Source organism: Halalkalicoccus tibetensis (assembly GCF_037996645.1).
GTDB classification, from domain to species: Archaea; Halobacteriota; Halobacteria; order Halobacteriales; family Halalkalicoccaceae; genus Halalkalicoccus; species Halalkalicoccus tibetensis.
The window spans coordinates 198,723-209,687 of record NZ_JBBMXV010000001.1; the positions used below are offsets into that span (position 1 = coordinate 198,723).

The following is a 10,965-nucleotide window of genomic DNA, read 5'->3' on the forward strand; positions in this document are numbered from 1 at the left end:
AATGGGACGAACCGCGGAGAAGGTACGGGACCTCATCGAGGAAAACCCCGACATGGAGCACGCCATCGCGGTCGTGCTGCGCGAGGCGGACGGCGGCGAGGGGGAGGTCGAGTGGGCCGACGTTCGCGACGAGATCTCGAGCGGGCAGTGGGGCCGCCTGATCGAGAAGGGGATCCTCGTCGACGGGATCGAGGGCTTCGAGGTCCGCGACCCCGACGAGGTCGCGTCGGTCGTCGATCCCGACGGGACGAGCGGGTCGGCGCCGACGTCGAGCACCGGCGACGATGACGAGGACTCGAGCTGGACGAAATGGGACAAGATGGCCGCCGGCGGGGTGGCGCTGACGTTCCTCGGCTACGCGTGGGGGCCCGCCCGGAGCGCGATTGGCGGGACGATGGACATCGTGATCGGCCCGATCAACGACGTCCTGCCCTTCTATGCCGTGATCCTCATCCTCGCGCTGGTCACGGGGCTGTACTCCTCGCTGCTGCAGGCGAACCTGATGGACACCTCGAAGATGAGCGAGTATCAGGGCAAGATGAAGGAGATCCAGGAGAAACGCGAGCGCGCGAAGGAGCGCGGCGACGAGGAGGCGATGGAGCGCATCCAGCAGGAGCAGATGGAGGCGATGGGTGAGCAGATGGGGATGCTCAAGGAGCAGTTCCGCCCGATGGTCTGGATCATGCTCTTTACCATCCCCGTGTTCCTCTGGATGTACTGGATGATCTACGACGGCGACCTCTCGGCGCTGGGGACGATCACGTTCCCGCTTGCGGGCGAGATGGACACCTGGCGCTCCGGGCTGGTCGGCCCGATCCAGGCGTGGATCGTCTGGTACTTCGTCTGCTCGATGGCGTTCACCCAGCTCCTGCGCAAGGCGCTCAACGTCAGCACCACGCCGACGGGCTGACGGATAGAAACTCCTTTTAGCGTTTCCCCGCGAGAGGGGATATGTTACTCACCGTCTCCGGCCCGCCGGGCAGCGGCAAGAGCACCGCCGCGACCGGCCTCTCCGCGGCGCTCGGCTACGAACACGTCAGCGGCGGCGACGTCTTTCGCGAGCTCGCCGCCGAGCGCGGCCTCTCGCTCGAGGAGTTCAACGCGCTCGCCGAGGAGGACGACACGATCGATCGCGACCTCGACCGTCGGCTGCGCGAGCTCGCAGAGACGCGTGAGGACCTCGTCCTCGAGTCCCGGCTCGCGGGCTGGATGGCCGCCGAACACGCCGACCTGCGGATCTGGCTCAACGCGCCCATCGAGGTCCGCGCCGAGCGGATCGCCGACCGCGAGGACAAGTCTGTCGAGCGGGCCGAGGAGGAGACCGTCACCCGCTCCGAGAGCGAGGCGCGTCGCTACGAGGAGTACTACGGCATCGACATCGGGGACCTCTCGATCTACGACCTGGCGGTCAACACCGCCCGCTGGGGGCCCGAGCCGACCACCGACATGCTCGTCGCCGCCGCCGAGACCTACGAGCCCGCCGGCGACGAGGGCGCGTTCCCGGTGACCGACGTCCGCTACGAGTTCTGATGTGCCGCGACCCGCCCGAGGAGCGCGATCTCGAATCGCTCGCCGAGTTCGGCGTCGTCAACCTCGACAAGCCGCCCGGCCCCTCGGCCCACCAGGCCTCGGGCTGGCTGCGCGACGCCCTCGACGTCGAGAAGGCCGCCCATGCCGGCACCCTCGACCCCAAGGTGACGGGCTGTCTCCCGACGCTGACCGGGACCGCGACCCGGCTCGCGCCCGCCTTCCTCGAAGGGGAGAAGGAGTACGTCGCCGTCCTGGAGCTCCACGGGCCGGCGCCGACGGACATCGAATCCGTGATCGGGGAGTTCGAGGGAGCGCTCTACCAGAAGCCGCCCAGAAAGAGCGCGGTCTCGCGGCGCCTCCGGGTGCGGACGGTCCACGAGCTCGACCTGCTCGAGGTCCGCGAGCGGAAGGCCCTGCTCCGGATCCGCTGTGAGAGCGGGACGTACATCAGAAAGCTCTGTCACGACCTCGGGCTCGCGCTGGGGACCGGCGCCCACATGGGCCACCTGCGCCGAACCGCGACGACCCCCTTCGACGACGCCTCGCTGTGCTCGCTTCACGACCTGGTCGACGCGATCGCCTTCGCCGAGGAGGGCGACGAGGAGCCCCTTCGAGGGATCCTCGCGCCGGGCGAGCGCGCGCTCGTTCACCTCCCGCGGGTGACGATCGCCCCGAGCGCCGCCCGCGAAGTCGCGAACGGCGCGCAGGTCTACGCGCCGGGGGTCATCGATAGCGAGGGCGACCCCGACGAGGAGCCGCTGGTCGCCTGCTACACCCCCGACGGATCGGCGGTCTGTCTCGGTCGGCTCGTCGGCGACCCCGACGCGGATTCGGGTCGGGTCGTCGCCCTCGAGCGGGTGTTGGTCTGACCCGACGAGGCGAACCCGCCGGAGCGAAACGACACCCTTAATTGGTCGACGGGCGTTGTCCGAAACGCGGGACCGTGGGGTAGTGGTATCCTCTGCCGATGGGGTCGGTAGGACCTGAGTTCGACTCTCAGCGGTCCCACTTTTCGAAGAAGAATGAAACGGGGAGCGAATAGCACGAGCGACCATGGTCCCATGTTCTACCGCGTCGCCAGACCGTGAGATCCCGTGACGAGTGAGTCCGCGAGCAGCGGGATTCACGGATAGGACCGGGTGTCGAGCCAGCAAGCCGCCGCTCGCGGAACTCCCCGAGGAACTGCTCGACGGACATGCCGGAGATTCGGGCGCCGGCGGCTTATATCCGGGCTTCGCCTACCGCAGCCGGAGGAACCGCCGGTCGTCCGCGCGCTCGGCGCTTGCCGGATAGACGACGACGAAGTCGCCGTCGACCAGCGTCGAGATGCTCTTCGGGAGGGTCTGGAGCTGGGGATGCCAGCCGACCGTCCCCCGACGGGCGCTCAGACAGACCACGAGGTCCCGCGAGGAGACGTCGTCGCGGAGCACCTCCAGAAGCGCCTTCCAGTCCTCGACGCCTTCGAACCCCGCGGCAATCTCCGGCTCGACGCCCTCGAAGAGTCGCTCGTATCGTCGGGGATCGTCGCCGACGACGACGCCGCGCACCCGGGTTCCGCTCCGGTCGGCGAGCGTCTTGACCGTGTGGACCGCCTCGCCGAAGCCCGCGTTGTGGGCGATCCCCGGCGGGAACAACACCACGAGCTCGCGGGCGGTCCCGAGGGGCTCGCGCACCCGCGAGACGAGCACCTGTTGGGTCGTCCGCCGGAGCACCTGGTCGATCACCTCGCCGAAGACCCGTTGTTCGCGCGAGCGCGCGCCGTCCCAACCGATGACGACCGTCGACGCGCGGTTCTCGACGGCCGCGTTGACGATCCCCGAGGCGACGTTGTAGTTGAGCCGCGTCCCCGACTTGAGGGGGACCTCCGCGCCCGAAGCGTACTCGGCGGTCCGGTCGAGCGTCGCCTCGGCGCGTGCCACCCGTGCGTCGGCGCCCTCGCCGGGTTCGACGACCGTGACCGCCCGGAGCGGGTCGCTCGCCCGCGGCTCGCGGATCGCGAGGGCCAGGTCCACGAGCCCCTCGGCGTTGTCCGAGTCATCGGCGAAGGGGATCAACAGCCGCTGTGCGCGATCGGCGGGGTCGTAGTCGCTCCGCTCGCCCGCGAGCGCGATCCGCTTGCCGGCCCGTTCCATGACCGCGGGGCTGATCACGCTGACCGCGAGGATCATCAGGACGACGGCGTTGACCATCTCCTGGTCGAAGCCGTCGATCCCGACCTGGAAGCCGATGAGCACGATCGCGAGCGCCGCGGCGGCCTGGCCCAGCGAGAGCGCGAACATCCCCCGGACCTGATCGGCGCTGTAGCCGTAGAGCCGGCCGGCGATCCATGCCGCGGCGAACTTCGTCGCGAGGACGCTGACGATCAGCACGCCCGCGATCAGCAGCGTCCGGGGGCCCTCGGCGATCGCGCGGGCGTCGACGAGCATCCCCACCGACAGCAGGAAGAAGGGGATGAACAGCGCGTTGCCGACGAACTCGATGCGGTTCATCAGCGTCCCGTGGGCGGGGATCAGCCGGTTCAACACGAGTCCTGCCAGGAAGGCGCCGACGATGGGCTCGACGCCCGCGAGTTCGGCGAGGTACGCACAGACGAACAGGGTGCTCATCACGAACAGGAACTCGAAGTAGCTCTCCTCGTTGACCGTTCGGAAGAACCACGCGCCGATCCGGGGGACGAGGACCCAGACTCCGACGAAAAACAGCGTCAAGCCGACCCCCAGTTGCGCCCAGAACGCCGCGTCGAGCGCGCCCTCGGCGGACGCGACGACGATCGCGAGCACGAGCAGCGCGAGCGTGTCGGTGAGGATCGTCCCCCCGATCGTGGCGGTCATCGCCTCGTCGGTCGCGATCCCCAGCCGGTTGACGACCGGGTAGGCGAGCAGCGTGTGGGAGGCGAAGATCGACGCGAACAGCAGCGCGGCCGGTATCGAGAGCCCGAGGACGGCGACGCCGGCGACGGTCCCGACCGCCTGGGGAACGAGAAAGGAGAGCAGGCCGAAGACGACGCTGCGGTCGACGCCCTCGAAGAAGCCGTCGAGGTCGATCTCGAGGCCCGCGACGAACATCAGGTAGATCAGCCCGACCTCGCCCAGCAGGACGATCGTCGCGTCGCGCTCGAGGACGCCCAGCGCGTTCGGGCCGATGGCCGCCCCGACGAGGATGATCCCGACGATGCCGGGCAGGCGGTAGCGCCCGAACAACAACGGGGCGACCAGGAAGGCGATCATCGCGAGCGCGAAGATCAACACGGGGTCCGAGACGGGCAGCTCGGCGACGGCCGGTCGGCTCACCGCGTCCATCGGCTCCTACCCGCCTCTCGTCGTGTATCGATCGACCACATCGGGGACTCGTACCGGAGTTGGGTTCCGCCAGCCGCATAAAGCCAGCCGATCCCGCCGACGGGACCGGCGACGGGTTGATGGCGATCCGGTCCTACCCGATCGCATGGACAAACGGTCGCTCGCATTGTCGCTTCTCCTGCTCGGCCTCGCGTTCGTCGGCGCGGTCCACACGGTCGCCGACTTCGCCTACGGTACCGGCCTCTCGGGGATCGGGATCGCCCTCGTCGGCGCCGCGCTGGCGGGACTCGTACTCGTGAACCGCTGACTCACCTCCGCTGGGGTCCGCCGCACCGAACACCGCCCGCCTATTCCTGCTTCGCGCCGGGGTTCGTCACTGCGCCGTTGGCCGCCGAGCCGAACGCCGCGCCGTACTTCGCGAGCACGCCGGTCGTGTACTGGGGTTCCGCACGCTCCCACTTCTCGAGGCGATCCTCGAGTTCGCCGTCGCTCACGTCGACCGAGAGGGTTCGCTCGGGGATGTCCACGGTAACCGTGTCGCCCTCCTCGACCAGCCCGATGGGGCCGCCGTCGGCCGCCTCGGGCGCGACGTGCCCGATCATCGGGCCGCGAGTCGCACCCGAAAAGCGGCCGTCGGTGAGCAGCGCCACGTCGTCCTCGTGGCCCTGGCCGACGACGGCGGCGGTGACGCCGAGCATCTCACGCATGCCGGGCCCGCCGCGGGGCCCCTCGTTTCGGATGACGAGCACGTCGCCCGAGGAGATGTACCCCTCCTGGACGTACTCCATGGCGTCCTCCTCGTTCTCGAACACTCTGGCAGGACCCTCGTGGTGGAACTTGTCGTCGCCGGTGACTTTGAGGACCGCGCCGTCGGGCGCGAGATTACCGGTCAAGATCTTGATCGCGCCCTCCTCTTGGTAGGGATCGTCGACGGTGTAGATGAAGTCGGCGTCGACCGCGTCGTCCTCCGGGATCTCTCCCGCCTCCTCCAGATGGTCGAGCTCCTCCTCGACCGTGCGCCCGGTGACGGTCATCGCGTCGCCGTGGACGTGGCCCGCCTCGAGCAGCCGGCGCATCACGACCGGGACGCCGCCCTGCTCCCAGAGGTCCTTCATCACGCGGGTACCGCCGGGCTGGAGGTTCGCGATCTTCGGCGTTCTCCGCGAGATCTCGTCGAACTCCTCGATCTCGAGGTCGATGCCGGCCTCGGCGGCCATCGCCAGCAGGTGGAGCACGGCATTGGTCGAGCCGCCCATCGCGACCTGCACGGCGATGGCGTTCTCGAAGCTCTCCTTCGAGAGGATCTCCGAGGGGGTGCGGTCTGCCTCGACGCAGTCGAGCGCGAGCTCGCCGGCCTCGCGGGCGATCTCGTAGCGCTCGTCGGTCTCGGCGGGCGCGCCCGCGCTCCCGAGGGGCGCGAGCCCGATCGCCTCGCTGATCGAGGCCATCGTGTTCGCGGTGAACATCCCGCCACACGAGCCCGCGCCGGGGCAGGCGTCGTGTTCCATCTCGACCAGCTCGTCCTCGCTCATCTCGCCGGAGCTCACCGCGCCGACCCCTTCGAAGACGTTTTGCACTGTGATGTCGCGACCCTCGTGCTCGCCGGGCATGATCGAACCGCCGTAGAGGAAGACGCTCGGGAGATCGGTACGAATGGCGGCCATCATCATCCCCGGCAGGTTCTTATCGCAGCCCGCGACGGTCACCAGCGCGTCCATCTTCTCGCCGAAGGCGACCAGCTCGACCGAATCGGCGATCACTTCTCGGGAGATCAGGCTGGCCTTCATCCCCTCGTGGCCCATCGAGATCGCGTCGGAGATGGTGATCGTGCCGAACTCGATGGGCATGCCCTCCGCCCCGTCGACGCCCTCGATCGCGCTATCGGCCACGTCGCCCAGGTGGACGTTACACGGCGTGATGTCCGCCGCCGGGTTGGCGACCCCGACCATCGGCGAGGAGAGGTCCCGGTCGTCGTAGCCCATCGCGCGGAACATCGCGCGGTGGGGCGCGCGTTCCGGCCCCTCCGTCACCTCGCGACTCGGCAGGTCCTCGCGTTTCTCACCGCCCTCGCGCCGACGTTGCTGTGGCGTGTTACTCATATTCACTCGGCGGGTGTGGAGGGATTAATAGCTGCCGATGGGGTAGCCGATCCCGCGTCGCGGCCGATGGCGAAATCCCCTATTCATATCCCAGACGACAGCTGTGATTAAGTTTATTAATCGTGCGGTTCGATTCCAACTCGAAAATGAGTGAAAAACGATTTCAGCAGGGCTACGAGGGCTCGAGCCGACGTGGCTTCCTCGGCGGGGTCGGGGCGCTCGTCGCCGCGGCCGCCTACAGCCGGGATGTACCCGCCGCGGTGGCCGCACGGGTCACGAACGAGGAGGACGACGCCGTCCAGCGCGTCGAGTCGCCCGACGGCTCGATCTCGGTGACGGTCGATGTCTCGAACGGCGTTCCGAGCTACGAGGTCGTCTGCGACGGGACGACCCGGATCGGCCCCTCGACGCTGGGCTTCGATTTCCGAAACCAGCCGGCGTTCGGCGCCTCGGTGGAGGGTGAGGACGGGGCCACCCTCGAGGTGACCGGTAGCGAGCGCGAGTCGGCCACCGAGGAGTGGGAGCCCGTCTGGGGCGACTTCGAGCAGGTCTCAGCCGACTACGAGTCGCTGATCGTCGGGCTGGAGGAGGTCGAGGGATCGGGCCGGTCGGCCAACTTGGAGGTCCGGGTCTTCGACGACGGCCTGGGCTTTCGCGTGGTCCTCGATGAGGAATTCGCGAGCAATTCGGACAGAGCGATCGTCACGAGCGAGAACACCAGCTTCGACTTCGACGGCGACCACACCGCGTGGTGGATCCGAAACGAGGTCACCAACCCGCGGTTCGAACAGGAGTACACCGAGTCGCCGCTCTCGGAAATTCCCGGCGGCACCCGCGAGACCCGACCGACCGGAACCGAACTCAGAAACGGGGTGCACACGCCGCTGACCGTCGACGCCGAGGACGTCTACCTGAGCGTCCACGAGTCGAACCTCGACGACTACGCCGCGGCGACGCTCGCGCCCCGTTCGGAGGACGGGGGAACCAGGTTCACGACCGAGCTCACGCCCCTGCCCGACGGGTCGAAGGTCTCCCTCGAACTTCCGAACGCGACCCCGTGGCGGACGATCCAGGTCGGCTCGACCCCGGGCGACCTGATCGAGTCCCAGCTGATCCCCCTTCTAGCCGACCCGCTCGAGGAGTCGGCCCTGCCGACCGTCGACGGGGAACCCGACACGGACTGGATCGTTCCCAGGAAATACGTCGGGATCTGGTGGACGATGATCGCCGGCTCCGCGAACTGGGAGTACCGCCCCGACGACTCCTTCGAGAGCCCGGAGGAGGCGGCCGGATACATCCACGGCGCTCGGACGGAACGGATGAAACGGTACATGCGGTTCGCCGACGAGAACGGCATCGACAGCGTGCTCGTCGAGGGCTGGAACGAGGGCTGGGACACCTACCCCGGCGACGGCTCCGGACTCGAGTTCGGCGTCGACGACTCCTATCCGGACTTCGACGTCCGGGAGGTCGCCGAGTTCGGCGCCGACCTCGACGGGGTCGAGATGACGATGCACAACGAGACGGCGGGGAACCTCCCGAACTACGAGGACCAGATCCTGAACGACGACGTCTTCGAGCAGTACGAGGACGTGGGGATCCACTCGATCAAGAACGGCTACGTCTCGGATCCGGGGCTGGGGATCGACGGTGACGGCTCCGAGCCGACCCACAACCAGCACAACCAGCTCGCGGTCAACCACCACCGGCTCGTGATCCGGGAGGCCGCGGCCAACCGCCAGCTGCTCGAGATCCACGAAGGGATCAAGCCGACCGGCGAGCTGCGCACCTACCCCAACGTCGCGAACCGCGAGGTCGTCACCGCCCAGGAGTTCGACGGCTTCGACCAGCTGAGTTCGAACGTCGGACGGGAGCACCACGTCACGATCCCGTTCACGCGGAACCTCGCGGGGCCGGTGAGCTACCAGCCCGGTATCTTCGACATCACGTTCAACGACGACCGGGGCGATCAGGTCCAGACGACGCGGGCCAAACAGCTCGCGATGTACCCGAACTACCTCAGCGGACTGCAGATGGCCGCCGACAGGATGGAGGCGTACGTCAGCAGCGAGTTCGAGGTCGGCGAGCTCCTCCAAGCCGCGTCGGGCGAGCTCGACGGTATGATCACGCTCGACGAGTGGCGAAACGCCTTCGGAACGAACGCCGTCGCGGTCGATCCCAACCGCGTTCCAAGCGGGTCGTCGGTCTCCTTTACCGTGCGGGACGTCGAGTCGGCGGGCGCCTACGACCTCCATCTCCGCTACGCGAGCGCACCCGAGGACAACGCCGAGCGCGTGATCGAGGCCGGCGGACCGCGGGCGACCCTCCGTGTCGACGACGGCTCCGAAACGATCGAGCCCGAGTTCACCGACTACTGGGACGAGTGGGAGGTGTTCACGACCGAGGTCGAACTCGAGGCCGGCGACAACGAGATCGCGATCGAGCTGAACTACGACGCCGGCGAGACCTTCGAGGGCGACGTTGGCGGGTTTAATCTCAACACGATCGCCGTCACCGAGGTCGGCGAGGACTCACCGGTTCCGGCCGAGTACGAGGGCTACACGCCCGAGAACGAGAACTTCGACGCGGAGCCGGAGTTCGCGTTCATCGAGGAGGTGCCGATGGACTGGGACGAGACCCGCGTTGTCGAGTCGCAGGTCGGCGAGTACGTCGCTACGGCCCGACGGTCGGGCGAGAAGTGGTATGTCGGCGCGATGACCGACGGGAACGGGCGCGCGATCGATGTCCCCCTAGAGTTCCTCGCGCCCGGTAAGTCGGGTGGCGCCGGGCAGGGCAACCGCCAGGGACCGAACTACGTCGCCGAGATCTACTCCGACGAGGTCGGCGCCGGCGTCGATAGCGATCCCACCGGCGTGCGGATCGACGAGGCGATCGTGAACCCGAGCACGACCCTGCTCGCTTCGATGGCGCCGAGCGGCGGGACGGCGGTCCGACTCCGCCGGGCCCGCGGCGGCGAGATCAACGAGCTCCCCGACTACGAGCGCCCCGAACAGGAGCTCGCCTACTCGGTCGATTCGGAGGCCGGCCTCGGCGAGCCCGTCGTCTCCGCCACCGGCTCGAACGACTCCGCGTTCGTCGGCGGGACGACCGTCGAGATCGAGATCGACGGGGAGCTCGCGGCCGTCGACAACGTCCGGCTCCCGCCGGGCGCCGACGACGAGACCGTCGATCTCGGCTTCTCGATCGGCTCGATCGGGAGCTACGATGTCGTCGTGCGCGACCCCGGGGACGGAAGCGAGCTCGCGTCGGGGACCGTCACCGTCGAGCCCGGTGAGTTGATCGCCGAACTGGATGACCCCAGTGGCGACGACCACGGCCCCGGTGAGTACGTCTACCCGACCGACGACGCGTTCGAGGACGGCGCCTTCGACCTCCTATCACTGGGCGTCTACGAGACCGACGAGGAGTTCCGCTTCGCCTTCGAGGTCGAGAACCTCTACGACACCTTCGGCGGGGAGTTCTCGCCCCACTACTTCCTGCTTTACCTGCGTGATCCCTCGCGCGAGGACGGACGGACGAGTGAACTGGGCGACCTCGAGCTCACCGCCGAGTTCGCCGAGGAGTGGCACTACCGGGTCGACGCGAGCGGGTTCGGCCGGGGCCTCGTCGACGCCGAGGAATCGGAGCTCGCTACACCAGGGACGTTCGTCGACTTCGCGAGCGATACGGCGATCGTCTCGGTCGCGAAGGACGCGCTCGGCGACCTGGACGTCGGCGAGGCCGAAGTCGCCCCGATCGTCGGGAGCGAGGACAACGGGATCCTCCGCCCGGTCGGCGTCGAGGCCGAACCCTTCGTCTTCGGCGGTGCGCGCGAGGATGCGGTCGAGAACGCCCCGCGGATCGTCGATCTCGCGACGCCCGCGGGCGTCGACCAGTCCGAGGCACTCGCATACGACGCCGAGTCGCTCGCGACGGTGCCGTTCACACCGCTGTAGCTCAGTTCCGCCGATCCACGTCCGGCTCTCGATGGACCAGCGATGGAACCCGTTTTGAGGGGAGCGTCCCAAACGCGATCC

Annotated in this window: 7 protein-coding genes and 1 tRNA gene; 6 read left to right on the top strand and 2 right to left on the bottom strand. The window is 68.4% G+C overall.

The genetic code is table 11. The annotated features are described in order from the left end of the window. The first annotated feature begins 1 nt into the window (after window position 1). The 4 genes from WOA58_RS01210 to WOA58_RS01225 all read left to right on the top strand — a co-directional run bounded on the left by WOA58_RS01210 (window position 2) and on the right by WOA58_RS01225 (window position 2,538). The gene (locus WOA58_RS01210) at window positions 2–910 is read left to right on the top strand and encodes a DUF106 domain-containing protein (protein WP_340602300.1); all 909 of its coding nucleotides are present in this window, start codon (window positions 2–4) and stop codon (window positions 908–910) included. Window positions 911–951: 41 nt separating this feature from the next. Continuing rightward, entirely contained in the window at window positions 952–1,530 is a 579-nt protein-coding gene (cmk, locus tag WOA58_RS01215; protein WP_340602301.1) for a (d)CMP kinase, read from the top strand. After that, entirely contained in the window at window positions 1,530–2,399 is an 870-nt protein-coding gene (locus WOA58_RS01220) for an RNA-guided pseudouridylation complex pseudouridine synthase subunit Cbf5 (protein WP_340602302.1), read from the top strand. Before cmk ends, WOA58_RS01220 begins: the two co-directional genes overlap by 1 nt. A 68-nt stretch (window positions 2,400–2,467) precedes the next feature. After that, window positions 2,468–2,538: transfer RNA gene (locus tag WOA58_RS01225), tRNA-Pro, on the top strand. Between the two features lie 230 nt (window positions 2,539–2,768). Here WOA58_RS01225 and WOA58_RS01230 read toward each other — a convergent pair. Further along, entirely contained in the window at window positions 2,769–4,829 is a 2,061-nt protein-coding gene (locus WOA58_RS01230) for a cation:proton antiporter (protein WP_340602303.1), read from the bottom strand. Window positions 4,830–4,974: 145 nt separating this feature from the next. Between WOA58_RS01230 and WOA58_RS01235 the strand changes: the two genes are divergently transcribed. Beyond that, a complete protein-coding gene (locus WOA58_RS01235) occupies window positions 4,975–5,136 on the top strand; it encodes a hypothetical protein (RefSeq protein ID WP_340602304.1) in 162 nt (53 codons plus the stop codon). Between the two features lie 40 nt (window positions 5,137–5,176). Here WOA58_RS01235 and ilvD read toward each other — a convergent pair whose 3' ends face one another. Then, window positions 5,177–6,928, bottom strand: coding sequence for a dihydroxy-acid dehydratase (gene ilvD, locus WOA58_RS01240; RefSeq protein WP_340602305.1), 1,752 nt, complete (start codon window positions 6,926–6,928; stop codon window positions 5,177–5,179). Window positions 6,929–7,074: 146 nt separating this feature from the next. Here ilvD and WOA58_RS01245 point away from each other — a divergent pair, with 146 nt between their 5' ends. Beyond that, window positions 7,075–10,884 carry a glycoside hydrolase family 97 catalytic domain-containing protein gene (locus WOA58_RS01245; protein ID WP_340602306.1) on the top strand — a complete coding sequence of 1,270 codons (3,810 nt, stop codon included), beginning with the start codon at window positions 7,075–7,077 and terminating at the stop codon, window positions 10,882–10,884. Window positions 10,885–10,965 lie beyond the last annotated feature (81 nt).